Origin of the sequence: Sporotomaculum syntrophicum, from assembly GCF_009932395.1 — a bacterium.
GTDB classification, from domain to species: domain Bacteria; phylum Bacillota; class Desulfotomaculia; order Desulfotomaculales; family Desulfallaceae; genus Sporotomaculum; species Sporotomaculum syntrophicum.
In genome coordinates this window covers 220,459-244,713 of sequence record NZ_LSRS01000005.1, presented here as the reverse complement: position 1 = coordinate 244,713, position 24,255 = coordinate 220,459, and the positions used below count along the sequence as shown (strand labels likewise).

24 protein-coding genes, 1 rRNA gene and 2 other annotated features are annotated in these 24,255 nt (G+C 45.5%); all 25 genes read right to left on the bottom strand.

What is annotated here, in order from left to right:
* Window positions 1–120: 120 nt before the first annotated feature.
* A complete protein-coding gene (locus SPSYN_RS11380; protein WP_161822812.1) occupies window positions 121–849 on the bottom strand; it encodes a type 1 glutamine amidotransferase in 729 nt (242 codons plus the stop codon).
* The gene (locus tag SPSYN_RS11375; RefSeq protein ID WP_161822609.1) at window positions 821–2,236 is read right to left on the bottom strand and encodes a Mur ligase family protein; all 1,416 of its coding nucleotides are present in this window, start codon (window positions 2,234–2,236) and stop codon (window positions 821–823) included. Before SPSYN_RS11375 ends, SPSYN_RS11380 begins: the two co-directional genes overlap by 29 nt.
* A 26-nt stretch (window positions 2,237–2,262) precedes the next feature.
* Entirely contained in the window at window positions 2,263–3,210 is a 948-nt protein-coding gene (locus SPSYN_RS11370; protein WP_161822608.1) for an MBL fold metallo-hydrolase, read from the bottom strand.
* A gap of 601 nt (window positions 3,211–3,811) precedes the next feature.
* Entirely contained in the window at window positions 3,812–5,797 is a 1,986-nt protein-coding gene (locus SPSYN_RS11365) for an anti-sigma factor domain-containing protein (RefSeq protein ID WP_161822607.1), read from the bottom strand.
* The gene (gene sigI / locus SPSYN_RS11360; protein WP_161822606.1) at window positions 5,798–6,529 is read right to left on the bottom strand and encodes an RNA polymerase sigma-I factor; all 732 of its coding nucleotides are present in this window, start codon (window positions 6,527–6,529) and stop codon (window positions 5,798–5,800) included.
* A 525-nt stretch (window positions 6,530–7,054) separates the two neighbouring features.
* Window positions 7,055–7,738 carry a TraR/DksA C4-type zinc finger protein gene (locus tag SPSYN_RS11355; RefSeq protein ID WP_161822605.1) on the bottom strand — a complete coding sequence of 228 codons (684 nt, stop codon included), beginning with the start codon at window positions 7,736–7,738 and terminating at the stop codon, window positions 7,055–7,057.
* A gap of 17 nt (window positions 7,739–7,755) precedes the next feature.
* Window positions 7,756–8,058, bottom strand: coding sequence for a DUF5665 domain-containing protein (locus SPSYN_RS11350; protein ID WP_202623825.1), 303 nt, complete (start codon window positions 8,056–8,058; stop codon window positions 7,756–7,758).
* A gap of 248 nt (window positions 8,059–8,306) precedes the next feature.
* Entirely contained in the window at window positions 8,307–9,176 is an 870-nt protein-coding gene (gene secF, locus SPSYN_RS11345; RefSeq protein ID WP_161822603.1) for a protein translocase subunit SecF, read from the bottom strand.
* Between the two features lie 14 nt (window positions 9,177–9,190).
* Complete coding sequence (gene secD, locus SPSYN_RS11340) at window positions 9,191–10,432, bottom strand: protein translocase subunit SecD (RefSeq protein ID WP_161822602.1); 1,242 nt, start codon at window positions 10,430–10,432, stop codon at window positions 9,191–9,193.
* A gap of 23 nt (window positions 10,433–10,455) precedes the next feature.
* A complete protein-coding gene (locus SPSYN_RS11335) occupies window positions 10,456–11,115 on the bottom strand; it encodes an HD domain-containing protein (protein ID WP_161822601.1) in 660 nt (219 codons plus the stop codon).
* 66 nt (window positions 11,116–11,181) lie between these two features.
* Window positions 11,182–11,472: a preprotein translocase subunit YajC gene (yajC, locus tag SPSYN_RS11330; protein ID WP_243153028.1), complete on the bottom strand. Its 291-nt coding sequence runs from the start codon at window positions 11,470–11,472 to the stop codon at window positions 11,182–11,184.
* A 111-nt stretch (window positions 11,473–11,583) separates the two neighbouring features.
* Window positions 11,584–12,696: a tRNA guanosine(34) transglycosylase Tgt gene (gene tgt, locus SPSYN_RS11325; protein ID WP_161822600.1), complete on the bottom strand. Its 1,113-nt coding sequence runs from the start codon at window positions 12,694–12,696 to the stop codon at window positions 11,584–11,586.
* 18 nt (window positions 12,697–12,714) lie between these two features.
* Window positions 12,715–13,737 (bottom strand): tRNA preQ1(34) S-adenosylmethionine ribosyltransferase-isomerase QueA, encoded by a 1,023-nt coding sequence (gene queA / locus SPSYN_RS11320; RefSeq protein WP_161822599.1) that lies wholly within the window; start codon window positions 13,735–13,737, stop codon window positions 12,715–12,717.
* Window positions 13,738–13,747: 10 nt separating this feature from the next.
* Entirely contained in the window at window positions 13,748–15,223 is a 1,476-nt protein-coding gene (locus SPSYN_RS11315; protein WP_161822598.1) for a SpoIID/LytB domain-containing protein, read from the bottom strand.
* A gap of 104 nt (window positions 15,224–15,327) precedes the next feature.
* Window positions 15,328–15,552, bottom strand: coding sequence for a DUF2905 domain-containing protein (locus SPSYN_RS11310; protein ID WP_161822597.1), 225 nt, complete (start codon window positions 15,550–15,552; stop codon window positions 15,328–15,330).
* Window positions 15,549–16,115: an epoxyqueuosine reductase QueH gene (locus SPSYN_RS11305; RefSeq protein WP_161822596.1), complete on the bottom strand. Its 567-nt coding sequence runs from the start codon at window positions 16,113–16,115 to the stop codon at window positions 15,549–15,551. Before SPSYN_RS11305 ends, SPSYN_RS11310 begins: the two co-directional genes overlap by 4 nt.
* A gap of 16 nt (window positions 16,116–16,131) precedes the next feature.
* Entirely contained in the window at window positions 16,132–17,163 is a 1,032-nt protein-coding gene (gene ruvB / locus SPSYN_RS11300; RefSeq protein WP_161822595.1) for a Holliday junction branch migration DNA helicase RuvB, read from the bottom strand.
* A 78-nt stretch (window positions 17,164–17,241) separates the two neighbouring features.
* Complete coding sequence (gene ruvA / locus SPSYN_RS11295; protein ID WP_161822594.1) at window positions 17,242–17,856, bottom strand: Holliday junction branch migration protein RuvA; 615 nt, start codon at window positions 17,854–17,856, stop codon at window positions 17,242–17,244.
* Window positions 17,857–17,904: 48 nt separating this feature from the next.
* Window positions 17,905–18,390: a crossover junction endodeoxyribonuclease RuvC gene (gene ruvC, locus SPSYN_RS11290; protein ID WP_161822593.1), complete on the bottom strand. Its 486-nt coding sequence runs from the start codon at window positions 18,388–18,390 to the stop codon at window positions 17,905–17,907.
* A 70-nt stretch (window positions 18,391–18,460) separates the two neighbouring features.
* Window positions 18,461–19,078 (bottom strand): hypothetical protein, encoded by a 618-nt coding sequence (locus tag SPSYN_RS11285; protein WP_161822592.1) that lies wholly within the window; start codon window positions 19,076–19,078, stop codon window positions 18,461–18,463.
* A 140-nt stretch (window positions 19,079–19,218) separates the two neighbouring features.
* Window positions 19,219–19,956: a YebC/PmpR family DNA-binding transcriptional regulator gene (locus SPSYN_RS11280; RefSeq protein WP_161822591.1), complete on the bottom strand. Its 738-nt coding sequence runs from the start codon at window positions 19,954–19,956 to the stop codon at window positions 19,219–19,221.
* A 37-nt stretch (window positions 19,957–19,993) separates the two neighbouring features.
* Window positions 19,994–20,722, bottom strand: coding sequence for an NAD(+) synthase (gene nadE, locus SPSYN_RS11275; protein ID WP_161822590.1), 729 nt, complete (start codon window positions 20,720–20,722; stop codon window positions 19,994–19,996).
* A gap of 167 nt (window positions 20,723–20,889) precedes the next feature.
* Window positions 20,890–21,435 (bottom strand): gamma carbonic anhydrase family protein, encoded by a 546-nt coding sequence (locus SPSYN_RS11270; RefSeq protein WP_161822589.1) that lies wholly within the window; start codon window positions 21,433–21,435, stop codon window positions 20,890–20,892.
* Between the two features lie 72 nt (window positions 21,436–21,507).
* Window positions 21,508–22,293, bottom strand: coding sequence for an enoyl-CoA hydratase/isomerase family protein (locus tag SPSYN_RS11265; protein ID WP_161822588.1), 786 nt, complete (start codon window positions 22,291–22,293; stop codon window positions 21,508–21,510).
* Window positions 22,294–22,798: 505 nt separating this feature from the next.
* A 5S ribosomal RNA gene (gene rrf / locus SPSYN_RS16500) occupies window positions 22,799–22,988 on the bottom strand.
* Between the two features lie 156 nt (window positions 22,989–23,144).
* Window positions 23,145–24,111: a sequence feature (23S ribosomal RNA rRNA prediction is too short), on the bottom strand.
* A 56-nt stretch (window positions 24,112–24,167) separates the two neighbouring features.
* Window positions 24,168–24,224, bottom strand: a sequence feature (23S ribosomal RNA rRNA prediction is too short).
* Between the last annotated feature and the right edge of the window lie 31 nt (window positions 24,225–24,255).

Sequence of the window (24,255 nt, the reverse complement as noted above, 5' to 3'; positions counted from 1 at the left end):
GATAACTCTTATTTTTACTGTTTTTCGGAGTAAAAAACTTTTCAACTGCCTAAAAAAATAACAGGGACAGGCGATTCTCACAAAAACAAGAACTACCTGTCCCCAAGAATATCTAAATTATTATTTTTTGTTCGACAATCGCTCAACCATCGCCTGATTAGCTATTGTTTCTATTTCGTCATCCAGTGCAACCAGCTGTGCCGCATAACCTTTCCTGGCCAAAGCTAATGTAATTAAATAGTCGGTCAAGACAGGGTTTTTTGGTAAAAGAGGGCCGTGCAAATAGGAACAAAAAACATTTTTATAGCGTGCTCCTTCCCAGCCATCCTGACCGTTATTGCCATGTCCAGATAAAACACAACCCAGCGGCTTAAGGCCATTCAAAAAAGTTTTACCCCCATGATTTTCAAAACCAACTATTTTAGTTTTTTTACCTGCTAGTTCCGCTTCTATAACCACGTTACCGATTAACCGTTGTTCCCCGGCCTCGGTATAAAAGTCAAGCAGACTTAGTCCGGGAATTCTTTTACCCTGGGGAGTTCGATAGTAGCGTCCCAGCAACTGGTAGCCACCACAAATGGCCAATACCACCAGACCTTTATCCACTGCCATGCGTAAAGCATCAACCCGGTTTTTTAAATCCGTGACCAACAGTGCTTGTTCTCGGTCCGAGCCGCCGCCTATAAACAAAAAGTCATAATCAGCAAACTCTACCGGTTGCCCCAGGTTGACCTCCTTAACTTGTACAGGTAACCCCCGCCACCTGCAACGCTGCGTAAAGGCCTGCACATTGCCACGGTCACCGTACAAGTTCAATAAATCAGGATACAGATGGCACACGGTTAGCACCAATACTCACCCTCTCAGCCCTTTGCCTTAAGATTTTTTCCACTGGCCATAACGCTGTATAAGTAGCCAGTATATTAGCGACCGCACCTTCACCTTGCAGAGCAGCTTCTACAGCCCGTTGATATTCTCTTTCCATGGTCAGCCGCTCAATGGGCACGCCGGCATACTTCAAGCGCAAAGCCATATCCTCAGCCCGCTGGCCGGAGCAAATAAACCGGTTAAATTGCTCCAGGTACTGTGTCAGCACTTCAAAATCCACATCCCAAAGCCAGGAAATATCACGACCATCCGCATCGTTGTCGTTAATGGCGATTAAAATATCCTGGCGTTCCCTTTGCGCTAACAATGCTGTCAGAGCCTGGTTAAAGCCCGTAGGATTCTTGACCAGTGTCAGGGTAACTTGTTTATTACCATAACGAAATGCTTCCATGCGGCCAGTAGCAGGTGTAAAGGTAGATAAGCTTAATGCCGCTTTTTCAGGGATCACACCCAGTGATAAGGCTGCAGCAAAAGCAGCCAGCCCGTTGTAAATATTGTAGATACCCTGTACCGGTATATACATCGGCCAAATGCCCTTAGCTAAGCCTTTAGCACATATAGTTGCCTGCGTGCCAGACCCACCACTGGTGACTCCTACCGCTTCAATATCAGGCTGCGACCTGGCGAATCCACACTGCGGACATCTAAAATCGCCCAGTTGGCTATATATATATATATTATAAACCAGCATACCACCGCAAAAAGGGCAAACTTTAGCTTCCCGGCTGTATGCTGCAGCACTGGACAAAGCCTCATCCGGGCGCACCCCATAGAATATGGCAGCCTGTCCAGTCTCCCTGGTTAGGCGAGCTACCAGCGGATCATCCGCATTCAGGATCAATTTAACATCCTCAGGTAACTGTTTTAGAGCATCCAGCACCTTACTTATAGTAATGTCCAATTCCCCATACCGGTCCAGCTGATCCCTAAAAAAATTAGTTACCATTACTTGATTAGGCTTGATCCACCGTGTCACCCCTGGAAAGGCGGCCTCATCCACTTCCAGAACAGCATAATCACAATTTAATCGGGCTGTAAAGGTACTGGCTTTAATAAAGGCTGTAGCCACTCCCGTAATTAGATTAGCCCCTTCCCGGTTGGTCACCACCCGGTGGCCAGCGTATACCAGAATGTCGGACAGCATATTACTAGTGGTGGTTTTTCCGTTAGTGCCCGTAATCATTATTACACCCTTACGTGGCTGGCCTTGGTACTGCTTCAGCAAATCCGGGTAAATACGCAGCGCCAGCATACCAGGAAGGGACGAACCACGCCCCTGCCCGGAAAGTTTACTTAAGTACATGGCGATTTTAGCCACTAATAGAGCCATTATTAATTGCAGCTTCATACTTCTACCTCATGTTAGTAATTTGTTTACAGGCAATAATAGTTTATGCCTTGCTGTTTGGAACAGTTAATATTGCCATTTTCTACCAAATAATCAAGATGAGCCACAATTTCCGAAAGTCCCAGAGAAATTCCGAACTTCTGCAAGCCGGGATAAATAGCCATGCACAATTGATAGGCATTGCGTTCCCCGCCCTGTAAATTTGCTATAATACGTGTAAACTGCTCCTGATGATGCTGTCGTGCAACGTTTATCGCGCTACCGCAATCATTGAAGGCGCCTCCGTGGCCTGGAAAAACCAGGTTTACCTCCAGCTTCTCCAGTACCTCCAACCCAGACAGGTATTGTTTTAGTGAGGGCAAACGCAAGCCGGGTTTTTCATGGTCTGGCTCCATTAATGGATTAGGTGTTATATGGGGCAGCAGAAAGTCACCAGAGAAAAATAATTTTTGCTCGGGCTCGTAAGCACACAGATGCCCGGGACTATGCCCGGGTAAATGCAAAATGCGCAATTCTCCTCCGTCAAAGGAGATGCGCTCGCCCCCGCTCAATAATTTAATACTTATGTCTTCTAAAGATGGCTCAGGCAGTTGATCCTTCTCACCAATTACTTCCTTCAACACCTCTTCCGGAATTCCTGTTTCTAGGATAAAGGGCATCCGCTCCTTATAAAAATCTTCTTTACCCTTAATTTTGCTTTCCTCAAGCGGATGTATATGCACCACTGCGCCAGACGCACGCGCAACTTGCTCTGCCATACCACAATGATCGGGATGGGAGTGGGTAACAACTATCCTTTTAATATCCTCAACCCGGCAACCCAGCAACTCCAGCATATGCTCCAAAGCCTTACTAGCCTGCGGCGTATCGGGACCAACTTCAATTAGTGTAATCGGATCATTTTTTATTAAATATACATTTACCGGCCCAACTGGATAAGGAGTTGGAATGATCATTTGATATACCGCAAGCAAGATTATCGCCCCCATTTAAAAAGTATATCATCCTACTCAAAGCGTAACAATAAATCACGCCCCTCGGCATGGCTTTAAGGCCGGCTAATCCGGTTCAGTTAGGATCACTTAACCCACTGTTATACGGTAAATCTATTAACTATCATACTCAGTCAAGTCAACATTTAGGCACTAATTTTTTTAATTAATTATTTGCTGTCGATTATCGATAGTGTTGACCACCTGAAACAACCAGTGTCCCAAGGATTCATAAGTAAAATGCGCCCGGCCTTGCCTCATAAAATATTTAACATCAATGTTATTGGACAATCATTGTAAAAAAACCATGAACACCTGTCTTTTCAAAGACCGAGTAACTTCATGGCTAACCTTTAGATATTTAAGGTATATGTACAAGACAACGTTACCGTAACTAAACCGCAATTGTTTCCATCTTTATGCATCTTGAGAAATTATACTGAATAATTTTATAAAAATCAACAACATCAACACAGCACACTATTGGGCTAAAAGAAAAAATCCCCCTTTTTACGGGGAATTATAAAACTTCAGTTTTTTTCAGAATTCCTAGCTTTATCTTCTTGAGGATTGTCATCGTACTTTATTGTTTGCTCCTTTGCAGTAAATAATCGTGATATCGTATAGCAGACTGTTCAGAGCTGGTATTGGTTTGACGATTAGTTTTCGTTGAATTAATTTTTCCGCTATTATGATTTGGTACTTGTAAATTTGGTTGATTAACCTTCGTTCTTTCCATCACTGAACCGTTAACACCAACGCTGGACTGTTGCTCAATTGTTCTTGTCAGGTTATTTCTGTTGGCGCTTTGGTCTGCGCCGCCCGTGTTATGCAACTGCTTGAAACCTTGATTAACTCTTGTTTTCTCCGCCACTGAGCCGTTAACACCAACGCCGGACTGTTGCTCAATTGTTCTTGTCAGGTTATTTCTGTTGGCGCTTTTGTTTGCGCTGCCCGTGTTTTGCAACTGCTTGAAACCTTGATTAACTCTTGTTTTCTCCGCCACTGAGCCGTTAACGCCAACGCCGGACTGTTGCTCAATTGTTCTTGTCAGGTTATTTCTGTTGGCGCTTTTGTTTGCGCTGCCCGTGTTTTGCAACTGCTTGAAACCTTGATTAACTCTTGTTTTCTCCGCCACTGAGTCATTAACACCAACGCCGGACTGTTGGTCGATAGAACTTGTAAAATTATTTTTATTGGCGCTTTGGTTAGCGCTGTCCGCATTCTGTAACCGCTTGTTCTGTTGGTTATGTGTAATTTTTTCCACTACAGGGCCTTTGACCTTGGTGCTAGATTGTTTCCCTAAATTATTTGTCAAGCTATTTTTATTGACGCTTTGGTTAGCACTGTCCGTATTTTGTAACTGCTTATTCTGTTGTTCCCCTGTTATTCTCTGGCTATAGTTACTGGACCGCGAAACTACCTGTTTATCCTGGAAATAGCTCTGATTATAATAATTTAAATTGTTCCCGGCACCATTATTACTGTTAGTTAAATGCTTAAGCTGACTATATACTGTTATTCCTGTTAAATATCCATTATCCCGCGGAATATACAAATTTCCCCGGGCATAAAACACACTATTATTTTTTGGCTCTGATTCTCGTTGATATTTATTTACATTAACTGCACCTCGAGATAATGCTAACGACCAGTTAGGCTTGTCTAGATGATTTTGATGCTCAGTTTGTTTAATATTAACGTATAATTCAGATTTATTTGTCTTAACCGATCCTCTGTTTTTATTGGAATTATTTGTATAAACCTGTTTGTCAGATAAATCAGTTTGCATTCGTTGTTGTATTAATTCCCCTGCCCGGAAGTTTTTCTTTTTTTCCAGTTCACGAATACGTTCTTCCCTTAGTTCTTGATCAGTTATTTCTACCCCGTTTTTCTGTGCTTCCTTCTGCAATATATAGCGACCTGGAGTAACTCCGGTATCATGTGCTTTTTCCAAAGTAACTAAGTCAGTATCAGCGATAATTAATTCCGCACCTACCCCGGATTCATTAATGGTGTTATTTATCGATGTATATACGTAGTTATACACCTGTTTAATTTCTTGGTTTTCCTGCTTATCCGTATTCGATTTTCTTCTCTTGGCATCAGTGACCGTAGCAAGAATAAGATTATCTTTATCCTGCTTTATATAATGATATTCAATACACCCGGTAATAATTTTCTGTACACCTTTAGCCAGCGGCTCATGCAGCACATCTACCTGCTGTAACAGCTTCCGGCCATCTTTGTTAACACCTCTGGCTAAAATAATCTCACTGTTATCGTTAATGGCCAGCTCAAGACTAGGATTAATATCTAGAGAGACATACGCCATCGCCCGCGGAAACATAGCATAAAAAGCCCACCAGGCTAGAACAGCGACCAATAGCGATGCTACTGCCATATATGGCCATTTAAAACGAAGTGAGAACGTCCGGCTAAGGGTTATTTCCTTCCCCACCTCAGCGCCGCCACGAGGCTTAGGAACTTCTAGGAACTGGCCATCGCCGGTTATAATTATACAGCTTCGTTTATTTACTTCCAAAACCAAACCCCGGCCCGGTTCCATTTATTCAACACTCCCCTGCGGTAACCTGACATATGAATTTAAGTAAAGATACTCCTCACGATTATATAATAATATGGCGATACCGATTATGTATTTACGCCCACGTTCCAGCACTTTACGACTAATTCCTGTACCCATTTCAACTTCCCGAATGGGAAGCCTTTTACTGGCCTGCAAAGCGTCATATAATGTTTGGTGTTCAACGATATACCAAGCTGCCCGGATCAGTGTTTCCCGGGTGTCCCTATGTTTAGGTGACGATCGTACAAGATCCTGGAATGTAATACCCAGCTTGTTAATTTTCAAATTATAATCTTGAATTTCCTCTATTCTTTCGCGATTAGCGGTTTCTTTGATGTATTTAGCCCAGGATGCATTGTTTTCCGCCTGACTAACCGTACTCTCCTGCGGAACTTCTGACATATGAAGATCAACCCGGTCCCATCTCGATTCTTTGCGCAAGTAGTCGGTCACCCGGCTCCTGATCACCATCCGGGCAAAAGCAGTAAAGGGAACGCCCATTTGATCTTTAAACCGGTCAATAGCCTCATTAAAAGCGATCAGGCCAATACTAAGTTCATCATCCCGATCCCAGCTCAAACTGCGACCGCAAAGCCGACCTACTACTCCGGCAATAAAGGGTTTGGCATCCGCAATTAACCTCTCCCTGGACGATTCGTCACCTTCTCTAATTCTTTGCAGATAAACATCCACTTTATCCCCAAATAGCACACTGCCACACTCCCCCTGGTGCTACTCCATCGCTCCCTCCCGAAGTAAATCATTTGACTTACTATACGGGATTAGTTAGACTTTTAAGGGGTATCCTAATCCTAGCTACATTTTACAGTCTAACTCTTCAAGTAACCGTACAAGTATACCAATTGTCTTTCCACGCTAATTAATGACTCTCTTGCTATATAACTATCTACCGCATCGGGCAGGCAGGGAGCCCATGCATGGCTCATACCACGCCAACATAGCGTAAATCTAATTCAAGTTGTCACTCCGCTGAAGTAGTACCTGGCATTGGTAATGTTGGACAGATACACCACTTTACTCTTATCTTCGACATACATGCTCACCTTCCTCCTGTATCTTGCCAATATATAACCAGACATTCACTTCAAAAATTAAACCCGGGAGCCCTCATCTTCAACTCTTAGATAAAGTCCCACGGGTCAATACGCTTTAATAATTCTCTAATTGAAAGTCGCATATTTCTAGATCTTATTTACCATTGTTAAGAGAAAAATCTTACTCATCGATGTGTATTGGAGAGTCAATTACACCGTCTATATCTCTAGTACTTTCATAGAAGTTGCCTTCGCTATCCACCTCATAGGGAATGTGGTCAATTAAGTCTGTATCGCTTACACCATCGTTCCCTGATTCACCGCTGCCATAATAAGCTCCCGCCCCGGAGAGTGGCGAGTGTTCCTGCCACCTGGCTACATCCTGCCAGGCATCTTCACCGTCATACCCATTAACATCTGCGTCATCATTAAAAGTACGTGCAAAGGGCGGCTCCAGAACGTCCTCTTCCACTGGTCGAACATTCTTTCTATAGCCAGGTTCTTCAACCCGGGCTCGGCATTGGACGCACTGGGTAGTATAAGGAACCGCCTGCAAGCGCTCAAAAGGTATTTCTTCACCGCATACTTCACAGATCCCGTAAGTACCTTTGACCATCCTTTGCCGGGCATGCTCAATGGCCTGCACTTTAAGCATGGCATCCTCACGCAAAGCAAAATCCTTACTGCGTTCAAACACTCCGGTACCCACATCCGCCGGGTGCTGATCATAGGTTGATAACTCCTCCATAGATTCCGACAGAGAAACACCCAACCCTCCATCATCAATATGGTTTATTGTTTGCATTAAATTGAATTTTTCCTGTTCCAATTGTTTTTTTAAATCCTTCAGTAATCCTTGTTCCATCTGTGCTACCCCCCTGTTTATTGTTTACCCAGTTGTAATTGCACTATTTTAACCAGATCAGCAATGAAATCACCAATAAGAGGCAAGTTTAAGGACACCAGTCTTTGCAATATTAAAACAAGGATGGCTCCCAAAATAGCAAAGCCGATGGCAATGCCAAAACCCCTGGCAATACCGCTAATTAAATTAATGTACATTAGCTTATATGGCTTATCCAATAAATCGACATATTCAGCCAGCTTCATCTTCTCCGTATTAATCGCTAGTTCCCTGACTTTGTCCTCCAGCGATTGCAAAACTTTATTTTGCTTAGTAGCCATCCAAGAATCGTTCTCCCCAGGGGCTAAAAAGTATTTGCGCGGTTTTAGCTTATTACTCATTGCTTAACCTCCAAACTTTGTTTTAATTTGCCCTGGTTCATACAAAAATATGGCACCGGCAAAACTGACGTGCCATTTTTCCACTTGGCTTTCATTTAATTTTATTGTAGTCAACAAAATAAAAAAAGCGTCTTGGCCATTTTTTAGTACGATCCAAGACGCTTTATGCACATGTAGAAGATTGGCTATTATTTAGCTGCTGCCTTTTTTTCCCTAAGCTTTAAATCAACCCATAACGGGCTAGCGTTAAGCATGGATGAATAAGCACCAATCACCACCCCTATTAATAAAGCCAAAATAAAGGTCTTTAAAGTGGTGCCACCAAAGAAATACAGGGTTAATAAAACAAATAGTACCGACATACCGGTATTTAGTGACCGCACTAGGGTCTGCCATAAACTGATGTTGACCAAATCTTCCACGGATTCTCCCTTTTTACGCATCCTTGAATTTTCCCTGACCCGGTCAAAAATAACGATTTTGTCGTTAATAGAATAACCGATAATTGTTAATATGGCTGCTACAAAGGCGCTATCAACCTCAATCTGAAATATGGAGAATACACCCAGCACCACCAGCAAGTCGTGCAGCAGCGCAACAATTGTTACCACGCCTTGTTTAAATTCAAAGCGGAAGGTTATATACACCAGCATCAGTACCGCTGCAATCAGCAAAGATAAAATGGCATTCACGGTCAATTCCCTACCGATTACCGGGCCCACCCGGTCATTGCGCAGCAGGTTGACCTCACCCACCTTTCGCTCCAGGGTGGAAATCAGGGTAGCACTTTCATCCTCGGTAAGCTCCCGAGTTCTAATGATATAATCGGTGGTGCCACTTTTCTGAATGTTGTTGGAGGCTGCAAAACCCAAGCCTTCCACCACATCACGCACCTGTTCAATCTTCACGCCCTGCTCCACCCGAACTTCCACAAGATTACCGCCGGTAAAATCAATGCCCAAGTTAAAACCCCGGGTCACCATGGAGAACAGGCCCGGTAATATAAGTAACAGCGAAATAATATACCAAATCTTTCTGTGTTCTATAAAATTAAACATTTGTCCCGCCCCCCTTAAGCGCCATAATAGCGAGGATCTTTAACTACATTGGTAGCAGCGGTCAGATGCAGTAACCACCTGGTTAAAGTGATGGCTGTGAACAAACTGACTAATATACCAATGCTAAGCGTCACCGCAAATCCGCGGATCATACTGGCTCCGAAATAATACAACACAATGGCAGCAATCAGCGTAGTGGCATTAGAATCGAAAACGGCTACAAAGCCCCGGCGAAAACCGGCGTCTATGGCGGAACGAATACTTTTACCGGTACGCAGCTCTTCCTTGATCCGCTCGAAAATTACCACGTTGGAATCCACAGCCATACCCAGTGACAACAGGAAACCTGCTATGCCGGGCAGTGTCATGGTAGCATGTATGCCGATAAATATAGCCAGCACCAGCAGTGCGTAAAAAATTAATGCCAAATCAGCAATTAGTCCGGGAATACGGTAATAAACAATCATAAAAACTAAAATAGCTACCAGACCGACAATACCGGCATTAATGGACCTATCCAGGGAATCCTGGCCCAACTGCGGGCCTACGGTCCGTTTCTCCATTACATTAAGCTGCACAGGCAGAGCACCGGAGCGCAGCAGAATAGCAATAGTGTGTGCCTCTTCCAGGCTTTCATAACCAGTGATTCTAGCCTGGCCATGGGTGATGGGTTCCTCAACCACCGGATTCTGTAACAACTTATTGTCAAGATAAATACCAATGGGTTTGCCCACATTAGCCGTGGTTGCCTGGGCAAATTTACCGGTGCCCTCTTTGGTAAAAGTAAGATCCACTTCAACCTGACCAGAGTTGGGGTCCCTAGCCTCCAAAGCATCCTTCAAATCAGCACCCGTTATTATCGTTTGGCCCAACTCATTTTTAAATTCCAGGTAAGCCGGCTGAATTAAATCTATGACTGCTTTTTCAGGGTCCTTGATCCCCGCCAGTTCAACAATTATTCTCCGCTCGCCCTGCCGCTGAATAACGGGCTCTGCCACACCAGTCTCATTAATTCTTCTTTCTAACACAGCCTGAGCTCTTTTCATAGTTTCATCATTAACTTTGGCAGAAGGCGTATCCTTGGCCTCCAACACCACGTGCACACCGCCCTGCAAGTCCAGGCCTAAAATAGTTTGATTGGCCCAGGGCAGCCATGCAACATCCTTGAAAATCGGCAGCGGCACTGCCGCTGTTATGCCCAAAGCGGCAATGGCCAGGATGATGGCGGCCATGGCCAATATCTTACTCCATCTCATTTTGTTTCTCCCCCTTAGCTTAATTACAATAGCTTGGCTCCGTTGACCACCAGCTCAAATACACAATCTAAAAACACCGCCGCCCTTCTGCATAATAGCATTCTAGATAGAAATATTTCGAAATACTCCATTACAGGTGTTATCTTTATATTAATTGTCAACTCCATGGTAATAGTCCGCTTTTTATCATCCACCCACACAAGGGAATTTTCCACAGCGTAATTAACCCGGTCGTGAATATCAAAGGTTGCAAATTCTCGGTTGCGTACCCGGGACCGGTGCACATCAGACTTGTCCGCAAGTATCAGAGCCGCCGCCACCGGGCTGACGGGCTGTCCGTATTGCTCCTCATGATTGGCAATAGCTGAGATGACGGTGGCTACTTCGTCGGGCTCCATACCCATTTGCAGCAGTATGGGACCGCAAATGGTGGCACCTGAGATGCCGTGATCGTTCCTGCTCACTACATTACCCAGATCATGCAGATAGCCAGCAATAGCCGCCAGTTCAGCCTCTCGTTTACTATAACCAAGCTTGTCAAGTATATTTTTGGCAATGCCGGACACCAGATTGACATGCCGATAGCTATGTTCTGTATAACCCATTGCCCCCAGGTATTCATTACCCTTGCGGATAAAACTATCTAATACAGGATCACTTTTGACATCATCAAGGGTTACCAAACACCAATGCCTCCCCAACTGCAAGGTCGCTCAACAAAAAGAGTAGACCGGGTCTACTCCGAAGAATCAATCCTTGTCATTATCATCGTCGTCACTGCTAGTTATGAGCTGTGACACTGCATTTCTCATTAATTCGATGCGCACATTTTCAGCTATTCTCACTATAATACTGTCTTCTTTAATCTTTAGTATCGTGCCATAAATGCCACCAGCTGTAACAATACGGTCATTTACCTTAAGACTGGCCACCATTTGCGCATGTTTTTTCTGGCGCTGCTGATGGGGTCTAATCAGTATAAACCAGAGTAACGCAAATAAACCGACCATATATAAAATGCTGATAGTAGTTTCATTCACTTTGTTTCCGCCCCCCTTTCACATGTTATTAATCAAAACATAATACTAATTCTTGATTATGATGCAATTCCCTTTTATTTCGGCACGGCAAATCAATGTAGAATGATATAATTAATCTAACTTGAACCGACGTAAAAATTCATCTTTATATTCTACAAAATAATCACCGACAATAGCAGCTCGGATATTTTGCATCAACTTCAGCACGAAACGCAAATTATGCAGTGTGGTAAGCCTAATTCCTAAAACCTCGTTGGCCTTAATTAAATGCCTAATATACGCCCGGGAAAAATTGCGACAGGTATAACAGTCACATTCAGGGTCCAGCGGCCGAAAATCCCGGGCATACTCAGCGTTGCGCACCACAAGTTTGCCCTCTTTGGTAAAAACCGTGCCGTTGCGAGCAATCCGGGTGGGCAGCACACAATCAAACATATCTACCCCTCGGTAAACTCCCTCCAATAAACAGTCCGGTGAGCCTACACCCATTAAATAGCGAGGCTTTTCCTTAGGCATAGCCGGTACCAGGTAATCAAGCACTTCGTACATCATTGGTTTCGGTTCTCCCACGCTTAGCCCACCAATACCGTAACCGGAAAAATCCAGGGTTGTCAACTCCGCAACGCTCTGCAGGCGCAAATCGCGGAACATGCCTCCTTGAATAATGCCAAACAGCGCCTGGTCCTCCCGGTTATGACGCGTGCGGCAGCGCACAGCCCAGCTAGTGGTGCGTTTCATGGCGTCTTTTGTCTGTTCATAACTGCAGGGGTAGGGTATACACTCGTCAAAGGCCATAACAATATCGGCCCCCAAAGCCATCTGTATTTCCATGGACTTTTCCGGGCTGAAGAAATGCTCCGAGCCGTCGATATGACTACGAAAGGTAACTCCCTGATCAGTTATCTTACGCAGAGGACCCAGGCTAAAAACTTGAAAACCGCCGCTGTCGGTTAAAATGGGCGCGTCCCAGCGCATAAAATTATGTAAGCCACCAGCCTCTGCCACCAACTCGTGGCCAGGCCGCAGATAGAGGTGATAGGTATTACTTAGTATCAGCTCCCCACCACAGCTGCACACCTCGTCAGGGGTCATGGTTTTCACAGTGGCCTGAGTCCCCACCGGCATAAAAATAGGCGTCTGCACCGTGCCGTGGGAAGTATGCAGCAAACCTAACCTTGCCCTGCTTTGACCATCTTCTTTGGTAATCTTAAAACCGATAGCCATATCATGCTCCTTAGCAAATCATAATATCAACATGGCATCACCAAAACTAAAAAACCGGTAGCGCAGTTGAACGGCAAGATTGTAAGCAGACAGCAACCGCTCCCGGCCAACCAGCGCACTCACCATCATGAGCAGGGTGCTGCGGGGTAAATGAAAATTGGTTACCAGAGCATCCACTGCCTGAAAGCGATAGCCAGGATAGATAAAAATTTCAGTCCAACCTGAGCCAGCCTGCACAATACCGTTTTCCCCGGCTGCTGTTTCCAGACACCGAGTTGTAGTAGTACCCACTGCAATCACCCGACCACCCCGTAATTTGGTTTCATTAATCACTCGGGCTGTTTCCTTCGGAATTTCATAATATTCAGCATGCATCCGGTGATTGGTTACCTCGTCCACTTTCACTGGTCTAAAGGTGCCCAGCCCGACATGCAACAGCACGGGAACAATGGGTATACCCCGGTCCTTGATTTTTTGCAGCAGCTCAGGTGTAAAATGAAGACCGGCAGTGGGGGCTGCAACTGAACCGGGCTCCCTGGCATATATAGTTTGATAACGGCCGGGATCATCAGGTTGTTTTTTAATATATGGCGGCAAGGGCATAACTCCCAGCCTATCTAAAACCTGTTCAAACATACCCTGGTAATGAAATTTAATCAGGCGACAGCCATCGTCTACCACAGCCTCAACGGAGCCGGTTAAATCATCACCGAATCTAATAGTGGTACCGACAGGTACACGCCGCCCCGGACGCACCAGTGTTTCCCAGGTTTGCTCAGATCGACGGGTTAATAACAACACTTCAATAACCGTGCCCGTGTCCTCTTTTTTACCCCACAGCCGTGCCGGAATTACCTTTGTATCATTGATCACCAGCACATCCTGCGGTGTAATGTATTCCGTAATATCTTTAAACAACCTGTGTTCAAGCCCATCACCATCTTTATATAGTACCATCAGCCTGGATTCATCTCGCACCGGTGCAGGCTCCTGGGCAATCAAATCCTCGGGCAAATAATACTCAAATTCCGCTACCCTCATGCAGTACCCCTTAATATTTAATTAGCTCAACATCTGTATAATAGTATTTCAATATATCCTGGAAACTATAACCCTGGCTCGCCATCCCGGCCGCGCCATATTGTGACATACCCAGACCATGCCCCCAACCGCTGCCGTAAAAAGTAATACTGCTGAGCCCTTGTTTCACAATATTTGTTGGTTCTAAAATATCCTCCAGGTCTACGGGGTTATCCTGCTCTTCGGAGTAATATTGCTTTTTCATGGTAAATAAAGAGCTCTTCAGTCCGAGGACGGTGCGCACCCGGTCAGCATTGGCCACAGTATACGATTGCAGGTTGCCTTGGTGATCAAGGACTTCAATTAATAGTTTTTTTACTCTATGACCGGAAGCAGTCCACTCCAAGGCATTTATATCTGTAATCACGGCTAATTCAGTAAACTCACTGCTTTTAATATACCTTCTTAATTGCTGGTTAAGCAATGTAACCAGTTCGCTGGCCGAATACGTTACCGACCAGTTATAATGTTGGCTGTTGCCATCATAAGGGTCTTCCTTGGCGCGAATAAAACCCAGTTTATCATACCAGACATCTTCGCTGTTTTCAGTATATCCCCCACTGCAAGCATGAAAATAAGCCGCAATAGGCTGGCCATCTTTGACCAGTACCAGACCATTGGTGTCATCTACAGCCATACTGGATGCCGGTTTTTCTCCATCATACCCCTGATACATCTGGTTAGACTGGTTGTATAGCACATCAAAGCCGAAATTTGCGTAACTGCCCAACTGAGCAATTAAATAGCTGCGTGCCGCTACTGCCTGGGCTTTGAGCGCTTCCGAGGAAAATGAAGCAGGCATCTCTGCTGGCACTACACCATATAAATATTGCTCAATTGGCAATTCGTTGATTACGGTCAGACCTTTTTCATTGGACCTGATCTCTAAATTCCCCCGGTAATGTTTTACCTGGCCGCTCTTTTCCAGACCGACTAGATTTAACCCATCCCGTGTCATCTGCTTGATCTGGCCGTTTACGTCAACCACATAACAGCCCGCCTGCTCATGTTCCAGGTAATTAATAGCATCACCGGCACCCTGTACCGCCAGACCATCCACGGAGTCCTTTTGCAGCAGTGCACCGCTGGATAATATCGCTTTTACTCCACCGCTACTTAGGCCTTCAACTTTAATAGGTCCGTTGTATAACCCTACATATTCACCGTCTTTTGATACCTGGCACAGACCACCGGCATATTCCACTACCCAGCGACCTTCTCCCACCCCAGTAATCACTTGCTTCGTATAATCATTGACTAACTGATAATTACCTTGTACGACAAAAGCAACTTGAGGAGCGTCCTGCATTAGGCCTACTCGCACAGACTGGGGTACTACCTGTACAGAACACCAGGCCCTACCTCCCGGCAATAATACCGCCAGTAAAAATACCACAATAATCCATACATTTGAATAACCTTGTTTATTGCCGATGCACTCAACCATAAAAAAAGAACCTCCCCCGCCTAACCATATCGTGGAAAGTTCGACACAAATAAATTATTTCCTTCTATTTGCGAGTAATGTTCCGCAATAATATAAAAATAGCTTCACTTTCTGAAAAGCAAGTTGAGCAGCAGAGTTAGTACAACGCTGACAATGATCATGGTAATCACCGGGAAATAAAAAGTAAAATTGCCTCTCTGCACAAATATATCACCCGGCAGTCTGCCCAGTCCGGGAATTTTGCCCGCCAGCATCAAAAGACCTCCGGTAACTACCATAAAAAAACCTAGTATTAAAATAACTTTTCCCAAATCTGCCAAGGAATTCATACTGGTTCCCCTCCAGTTTTGGTTTTACTTTTATATTCCTTGTCATAACGGTCTCTTTCGCTGTATATACAGCCACAATACTGCTGCCTGTACATGCTGAGGGACCGGGATATTTCCGTAGCCTTCCGATAACCGGGCCTGAAATCCTCGTAATAAAAGGGAACACCCGCTTCTTTACCCATCGCTTCGCCAATTTCAGCAATTAAGTCATGTTTTTGGAAGGGGCTGACCAGCAAAGTAGTGCTAAAAGCATCAAACTTACCCCGTCGCGCTATCTTGGCCGCTTGTCGCAGGCGCATGGTATAGCAATACCGGCAGCGCACGCTCTCCCGATGTACCACTTCCCGCAGATAACTCTCCAAATCATAGGCCTCATGCACAATGATTTTGAAATCATTGTCCCGGGCATAATTCAGCAGAGTGTCTTTTCTTTTTAGCCATTCAGTATAAGGATGGATATTAGGATTATTGAAATAGCCACATACCTCATGGTTACCGTCCCTTAACTTTTGCAGTGGATAAATAGTACATGGGCCGCAACAGGTATGCAAAAGAATTTTCATGCCATTTTCTCCTTTATTACCACAACGTAGGCTGTTTAGGCACAGGCATGGTTACCCCCAAGTGCCGGTAAGCCGCAGGTGTAGCCACACGACCGCGCGGGGTGCGGGCCAGCAGACCCAACTGCAGCAAATAGGGTTCATAAACGTCCTCCACCGTGCCCGCCTCCTCACCGGTAGCGGCAGCAATGGTCTCCACTCCAACAGGACCACCGGCAAACTTGGTAATCACAGCCAATAACACTCTACGGTCAGCTTGATCCAGTCCTAGTGGATCTACTTCAAAAAACTCCAGTGCCTCGGTGGCCACAGACAGGGTAATTATTCCGTCAGCTTTGACCTGGGCATAATCTCGCACCCGTTTCAGCAAGCGATTGGCAATGCGTGGAGTGCCCCGGGACCGGCGAGCGATTTCCTCCGCCCCGCCGTTATCAATCACCACGCCCATAATTTTGGCGGCCCTGGTAATAATTGTTACCAAGTCAGCAGTTTGATAATAGTCCAGCCTGCTTATCACGCCAAACCGGTCTCTTAAGGGGGAGGTCATTAAACCTGCCCTGGTAGTAGCACCGATCAAGGTAAAGCGAGGCAATTCAATTCTTATGGAACGCGCCCCGGGTCCCTTGCCAATGATAATATCCAGGGCAAAGTCCTCCATCGCCGGGTAAAGTATTTCTTCCACCGTACGGCTGAGCCGGTGTATCTCATCAATAAATAACACATCGCCCTGCTGCAAATTGGTTAAAATAGCCGCTAAATCTCCAGGTCTTTCAATAGCCGGACCGGAAGTGGTGCGCAGGTTTACCCCCAGCTCATTGGAAATAATATTAGCCAGCGTTGTTTTACCCAAACCGGGTGGCCCAAATAATAGTACATGGTCCAAAGTTTCACCGCGCTGCAGAGCGGCTTGAATAAATATCCCAATATTCTCTTTAACCCTATTTTGACCTATATATTCACTAAGCTTACGTGGCCGTAAATTGACCTCGTTATCCGCATCCTCTTCCCTGATGGCCGCTGTTATTATTCTGTCTTGATTTAAATCCCCCATACTATATCCCGGACACGCAAAGCCCGTTCCTCCCTTAAGCTTACTAAACCTTAGGCAATGTTTAACAAATATGTATAACTACTTGGCTTTATCCAATAAACGCAGGGCATGTTTGATTAATTGAGCGACACCGGCCTGTTGGCCCAACGTTGACTCCATCGCGCGCTGCACAGCATCCCGGGCTTCACCGGCACCATAGCCCAGTGCTAAAAGGCCGGCAAGGGCGTCATCTATAACATCTGCTGCTTTAACCGGTATAGCAGGCATTTCAGCCGATTGTATAGTTAACTTTTCAAATTTATCCTTTAATTCGAGAACAATGCGCTGAGCAATCTTTTTACCCACACCCGGCACTTTGGTCAGTACCGATAGATCCTCCAGGGTTACAGCCCGTACCAGCCCATGAGGCGTTAAATGAGATAAAACAGCTAAAGCGGCCCGCGGTCCCACCCCGTTAACGCCAAGCAAGAGCAGAAAAACATTGATCTCATCGGTACTAAAGAATCCATATAACTGCAAGTCATCTTCCCGGACGATCAAATGCGTATGTAAAGCAACCTCCTGATTAACCTGGCCGGACAATTTAGCGGCACAAGCAGCTGTTACGTTAACTCTATAGCCCACACCGTGCACATCAAGCACAACTGCCTCAGCTTCCACGCTTGCCAAAGCACCCCTTAAAAACGCGATCATTACAATGTCGCCACCTATCATACTGCTGAACATTAAATCATCATAGATTTATTTTATAACTATATTACTGTAGTTATTGATATGACAAACCGCCACAGCCAGCGCATCTGCTACATCATCAGGCTTAGGAATAGCCGGTAAATTGAGTATAATCCTAATCATATACTGCACCTGTTGTTTATCTGCTCGTCCACGACCAACTACAGCCTGTTTCACCTGTAAAGGGGTGTATTCATATACTGCTAAATCCTCCAAAGCGGCTGCAAGTAAAATTACACCCCTTGCCTGGCTTACCGACATGGCCGTACGCACGTTACGGTTAAAAAACAACTCCTCTACAGCCAAACACTGGGGACGATATTTAACTATCAAATTAGTTAGTTCGCTAAATAATTTACTAAGCCTAAGGTGCGGTAGCATACCCGCCCCGCTCCTTATGCAACCATAGTCCACCGGGCTAAAACTATTTCCGGCATAGTCAACAATACCGTAACCGGCAATGGCGATTCCGGGGTCTACCCCCAAAACACGCATTAAATCACTCCGCATCTGAAGTTTAGTAAATATTAACACACTGCTAGGTTTATCACAACGACCGTTCTACTTAAGAATCGCTATATTCATCAAAATTTTCCAGCAAGGCGTTGAGTGCTTGCTCATCTGTAAACTCAATAGCGTTACGAAGCTCAAGCTGCTCATCAGCATTTAAATTTGCATAAGTATCGCTCTTGTTCAGCTTATCTAAAAACGATTCCGGCAAACAGTTAATATTAATGCCTGTCTCTATTCGCAATAATACTTCATCATGACCCAGCGGTCCCTGGTAAACTGCCAGCTGCCCTTCATGAATGCCTAAATGTCTATATTCTCTGTGCATACCACACAGGCCGTCGATCTGTCGAGTAATCACCACCTCGTCACCTTCTACAGCAACAGCCCAACCCTCCTGCTGAGGGTACTTTAGACGCAACCGGTTTTCATCCAGACCGACTAAATCACGCTTGGCCGGACCCCGGTAATACACCTCTACATCACCACAAGCGGTGTATTTATTCTCCTGGCGTATGGTGGTGGTAGACTGGATTAATGGCTCTACCCTTTCTCCGGTGAGTACTGGCTTCATGGCCGGGTTACTCACTGAAGTTAATGTAACATATACTGTTGTGGCAATTAAAAATACTGCTAGAGCGGCTGCTAGCATAGTATATATTTTCTTAAACATGGTAATACTCCTTCATTTGTTTATAGCCTCTTTATCTTTCAGCCAGAAAGACTTAAATATTTTTCTGGCTATTAGCATGCTAAAAGGATTATTGCCATATTCATGTAAAAAAATAACATAGGTTGCTATAACATAGCAACCTATTCCTCATCTACTATATCAAAATTAGCAAAAACCTCCTGCACATCGTCATGATCCTCTAGTATGTCCATGAGCTTGAGCATTTGCTCTTGTTGGCTGCCGGTTATCATCACCGTAGTTTGGGGGATTTTAGTTACCTCAGAATCACTGACTTTTATACCTTCCACCGCCAGTGTTTCCATCACCTGTTCTATAGCATCCGGCTCAGTGATAATTTCAAAGGTGTCGTCCTCCTCCTTGACATCTAACGCCCCGGCGTCAAGGGCAGTGAGTAAAAGCTCATCACTATCAACTTGCAAATCGCCCTTATCGACAACTAGTACCCCACGGGCATCAAACATCCAGGAAACACAGCCGGTTTCACCAAGGTTACCGCCGTATTTGGAGAACAAATGCCTTAATTCACCGGCGGTGCGGTTACGGTTATCAGTCATAATGTCCACCATCACAGCCACACCACCAGGGCCGTAACCCTCATAAGTTAATTCTTCAAAGTTGGCACCGCCCAGTTCACCGGTGCCCCGTTTTATCGCCCGCTGAATGTTATCGTTAGGTATGTTAACCTCTTTGGCTTTGGCAATAGCGTTTTTTAAGCGCAAATTAGCTTCCGGGTCACCGCCGCCCTGCCTGGCAGCGGCAATTATTTCTTTTGCTAATCTGGTAAAAACCTTTCCCCGCGCAGAATCAACTTTGGCTTTCTTTCTTTTTATAGTTGACCATTTAGAATGCCCTGACATCTAATTCATCTCCTTTAAATCATGTTCGGAAAATGTTTTATAGTGGAGGTATAGCCGGCAGCTGCTTTTTATGCAGATTCTTCATAGCCAGGTCATCAACAATTTTTCTCACCCGATCGTCAGCCTGTCCTGTCAAAATATATTTATCTAATTCCTCATAGGAAATACCCATTTCATTTTCATCAGTCTGCCCCTCCCATAAACCGGCAGAAGGCGGCTTATCAATAATCGCAGCCGGAATATCGAGAAGCCTGGCCATTTCCACCACCTGTTTTTTTACCAAATTAGCCAGTGGCAGTAAATCTACCCCGCCATCTCCGTGTTTGGTGAAGTAGCCCACGGTGCGTTCACTGCGATTCCCGGTGCCCACCACCAAGCTATGTCTCTGGGCGGCAAAATAATAAAGAGTGGCCATGCGTAGCCGGGGCTTAAGATTAGCAATGGCCATATCCTTTTTCCCCGGGTCATAGGCTGCACCGGTCAGCAATTGCACCATTTCATCGAAGGGTTTCTCCAGCCGCACCGTTGTATACTCAATGTCTATAGCTTTAGCCAGCAGCTCGGCATGCTCCTCATCCTCGGAATGACTATAACAGGGCATAATGATACCCAGGGTGGTCTTGGGGCAAACATTGCGGCACAGCGCCGCGGCCACCGCAGAATCAATACCACCGCTCAGCCCGAGCACAAAGCCCTTAACAGCAGTATCTTTAACTAATTTATGCAGCCAATCCTCGATTTGTTTAACCAGATCGCTAATCAGCATAATTTTACCCTCCATCGAAGTCTATACACATGCACGTGTTATTTTAGCACATTTATTTTAGATTAGGCAAACTGGTAAGACCATTGATGAAAAGCTCCAAAAAATGCCCCCGTTAAAGGAGCATTTTATAGGTACAGCCTAAATTACTTTTGCGTTCCCAACCCCGGTTATTCAGCCATACACTCCTCCAGAGTCACCTGGATCATACCCTGGTGGCAGCGGGGTGGCAGAGCCTGGTAATAGGCAGTAGCGCCATCCAAAGCTTTGCGCTTGGCCTCATTAATATCTGCCACAACTTTCGCGGGCGCCCCTACGACCAGCTTAAATGGCGGAATAATCATTTTTTCCAGTATCAATGCCCCGGCACCAATGCAGCATCCCTCACCAATTTCCGCGTAATCCATAATAATGGTCCCCATGCCCACATAAACATGTTCCCCCAGCGTGGGTGTGTGCAGAATGGAACCATGCCCGATATGGCTCCGCTGCCCCAGAGTAGCCTTCTTCTCAGGAAAGACGTGAACAACCGCGTTTTCTTGAATATTCGAGCCGGCCCCGACTTCAATAGCGCCCCAGTCACCCCGGAGACATGCCCCTGCAGCAATATAACAGCCCTCTCCAATGGTCACGTCGCCGATAATGGTAGCATCGGGATGTACATATGTACCTTTACCGATGGTCGGTTTTTTACCTTCAAATTGGTATATGCCCATTTGATTCACTCCCCCAAACAAAACATTTAATAGCCGTAACTGCTACTATTTTATTTTAACACGATTGTCTGCTTACTTACCTTTAAAAATTGGCTTGCGTTTTTCAATAAAAGCGGTCGTACCTTCATAACGATCCTCGGTGGAAAAAGCAATTGTTGAAGCGAATTTTTCAATTAATAGACCCGAGTTAAGATCCGTATTGGCACCCATATTAATAGCCGCTTTTGCCAAACTGACCGCCATCGGGCCTTTAGCTATGATCTTTTCGGCCATTGCTTTGGCAGCCGGCAATAAGTCTTCAGTTTTTTCCACAACTTTATTCAACATGCCGAGTTCTTTAGCTTCCTGGGCACTGATGACATCACTGGTAAAAATCAATTCCTTGGCCTTACCAATCCCTACAAGCCTTTGCAATCTCTGGGTACCACCGGCCCCGGGTATCAAGCCAAGGTTTACTTCCGGGAAACCCAGCTTGGAACGGTTGGTGGCAATTCTGATATCACATGCCAGAGCTAATTCACAGCCGCCGCCCAAAGCAAAACCGTCAATGGCGGCAATAACAGGCTTATCGAGGTTCTCCACCTCATTTAGCGAACCCTGGATAAGAACCTCAAATTCTAATACTTCCCGGGTATCGAAATCCTTTAAAATACGGATATCAGCACCAGAGGCGAAGGCGATACCACCTGCTCCCGTTATGATAACCACCCGCACATCCTTATCAAGGTCGCAATCCCGAATGGCATAATGTATCTCCTCCCACATAGGGGGATTCAGGGCATTGCGCACTTCCGGACGGTTTAATGTAATTACGGCAATATTACCGTCTTTTTCGAGCCTTAAATTTTTATATTCCAAACTGCTCCCTTCCTTCTAATTAATTTAAGACAAAATGACTTATGATATTACCTGCCAAACCTCGATATGATTTATGACGTACATACCTTTTAAATTTTCTATTATACTTTTTCAATTAAACGCTATCGCTTTCCTGCCTACAGCACGTCTTAATTTAATGCATATAACACTAACTTTTATCATTAACCAGTCAGGACTACAAGTGAGACCATTGATAAAAATATGCCGAGCATCTGGTAAGATAACTTTAGCTTCCATATAGATAAGCCCATTAAAAAACCATCCAAAGGAATGGAAGCATTGTGAACGGCATAAGGTGATAGGCTTTGGTAAAATCCAGCAGTCAGATTAAATAAGTCATAGACATCATTAGGGGGAATATAAAACCCTCCGGCAAAAAACCAGAGGGTTGTTGTTTACATTAATCCTATTTTATTCTATTGTATTCCCCGGCAATTGATATACTGGCGCAAAAGCATATTAGCTCTGATGATATGAAAAATAATTCCGGCAACTACCTACTCTCCTACCCCTACGGGGCACACAGCAAGGACAAGCCCAATTACCATCGGCCTACCCTATCGGGCACAAGTCGAAGAGCCTAATTTCCGTGTTCGAGTGCCTATGCCCCGAAGGGGTATGCCCTGGAGGGGTAGGATGGGAACGGGTGTATCCTCTCCAGTATGGTCACCGGAAAACTATATATACTATTGTATAAGGTAAATAAGTTAATTTAACGGTGCCAGGCACCTTGTGTCAACTTATTGTTCCCTCAAAACTGTACAGCCAAGCAAGTTTTAGTTTAGCTAAGGTAACTCTATCACCGACTACCGAATAATCAGGTCAAGTCCTCGACCTATTAGTACCGGTCCGCTGCACACATCGCTGTGCTTGCACGCCCGGCCTATCTACCTGGTAGTCTACCAGGGGTCTTACCCCAGCACTCAACCCGACATTTACAATATACTCTTTCCAAGCATACTCTCATACGAAGCATGGACTTGCAACTAAGCATAATGTAAACATTGGGTTGAGTGCTGGGTGGGAAACCTTATCTAGAGGGGGGCTTCGCGCTTAGATGCCTTCAGCGCTTATCCCGACCGGATATGGGTACCCAGCGCTACCGCTGGCGCGATAACTGGTACGCCAGTGATCCGTCCATCCCGGTCCTCTCGTACTAGGGACAGCTCCTCGCAAGTCTCCTGCGCCTGCGACGGATAGGGACCGAACTGTCTCACGACGTTCTGAACCCAGCTCACGTACCGCTTTAATGGGCGAACAGCCCAACCCTTGGGACGTACTTCCGCCCCAGGATGCGATGAGCCGACATCGAGGTGCCAAACCTCCCCGTCGATGTGGACTCTTGGGGGAGATAAGCCTGTTATCCCCGGGGTAGCTTTTATCCGTTGAGCGACGGCTCTTCCACTCGATTGCCGCCGGATCACTAAGCCCGACTTTCGTCCCAGCTCGACCTGTGTGTCTCGCTGTCAAGCTCCCTTCTGCCTTTACACTCTGTGCGCGCGATTTCCAACCGCGCTGAGGAAACCTTTGGGCGCCTCCGTTACTCTTTGGGAGGCGACCGCCCCAGTCAAACTGCCCACCTGACACTGTCCATAGTCTCGATTCAAAGACTGGTGTTAGAGTTTCAATATCACAAGGGTGGTATCCCAACGATGGCTCTGTCAATGCTGGCGCACTGGCTTCCTAGCCTCCCACCTATCCTGTACATGCAATACCAAAATCCAATGTCAAGCTGCAGTAAAGCTCCACGGGGTCTTTCTGTCCTGTCGCAGGTAGCCGGCATCTTTACCGGCATTACAAGTTCGCCGAGTCCCTCGTTGAGACAGCGCCCAAATCGTTACGCCTTTCGTGCGGGTCGGAACTTACCCGACAAGGAATTTCGCTACCTTAGGACCGTTATAGTTACGGCCGCCGTTTACTGGGGCTTCGGTTTAAAGCTTC

Coding starts and splice junctions, on each gene's coding strand:
- tgt (WP_161822600.1), bottom strand. CDS start 12,696: ATGGCTATCGGTTTTAAGATTACCAAAGAAGATGGTCAAAGCAGGGCA.
- ruvC (WP_161822593.1), bottom strand. CDS start 18,390: ATGCGTGTTTTGGGGGTAGACCCCGGAATCGCCATTGCCGGTTACGGT.
- ruvA (WP_161822594.1), bottom strand. CDS start 17,856: ATGATCGCGTTTTTAAGGGGTGCTTTGGCAAGCGTGGAAGCTGAGGCA.
- SPSYN_RS11310 (WP_161822597.1), bottom strand. CDS start 15,552: ATGAATTCCTTGGCAGATTTGGGAAAAGTTATTTTAATACTAGGTTTT.
- nadE (WP_161822590.1), bottom strand. CDS start 20,722: ATGCTGATTAGCGATCTGGTTAAACAAATCGAGGATTGGCTGCATAAA.
- SPSYN_RS11365 (WP_161822607.1), bottom strand. CDS start 5,797: ATGGAACCGGGCCGGGGTTTGGTTTTGGAAGTAAATAAACGAAGCTGT.
- secD (WP_161822602.1), bottom strand. CDS start 10,432: ATGAGATGGAGTAAGATATTGGCCATGGCCGCCATCATCCTGGCCATT.
- SPSYN_RS11315 (WP_161822598.1), bottom strand. CDS start 15,223: ATGGTTGAGTGCATCGGCAATAAACAAGGTTATTCAAATGTATGGATT.
- SPSYN_RS11270 (WP_161822589.1), bottom strand. CDS start 21,435: ATGGGCATATACCAATTTGAAGGTAAAAAACCGACCATCGGTAAAGGT.
- queA (WP_161822599.1), bottom strand. CDS start 13,737: ATGAGGGTAGCGGAATTTGAGTATTATTTGCCCGAGGATTTGATTGCC.
- SPSYN_RS11280 (WP_161822591.1), bottom strand. CDS start 19,956: ATGTCAGGGCATTCTAAATGGTCAACTATAAAAAGAAAGAAAGCCAAA.
- SPSYN_RS11305 (WP_161822596.1), bottom strand. CDS start 16,115: ATGAAAATTCTTTTGCATACCTGTTGCGGCCCATGTACTATTTATCCA.
- SPSYN_RS11350 (WP_202623825.1), bottom strand. CDS start 8,058: ATGGCTACTAAGCAAAATAAAGTTTTGCAATCGCTGGAGGACAAAGTC.
- SPSYN_RS11375 (WP_161822609.1), bottom strand. CDS start 2,236: ATGAAGCTGCAATTAATAATGGCTCTATTAGTGGCTAAAATCGCCATG.
- ruvB (WP_161822595.1), bottom strand. CDS start 17,163: ATGGGGGATTTAAATCAAGACAGAATAATAACAGCGGCCATCAGGGAA.
- SPSYN_RS11355 (WP_161822605.1), bottom strand. CDS start 7,738: ATGGAACAAGGATTACTGAAGGATTTAAAAAAACAATTGGAACAGGAA.
- secF (WP_161822603.1), bottom strand. CDS start 9,176: ATGTTTAATTTTATAGAACACAGAAAGATTTGGTATATTATTTCGCTG.
- SPSYN_RS11285 (WP_161822592.1), bottom strand. CDS start 19,078: ATGTTTAAGAAAATATATACTATGCTAGCAGCCGCTCTAGCAGTATTT.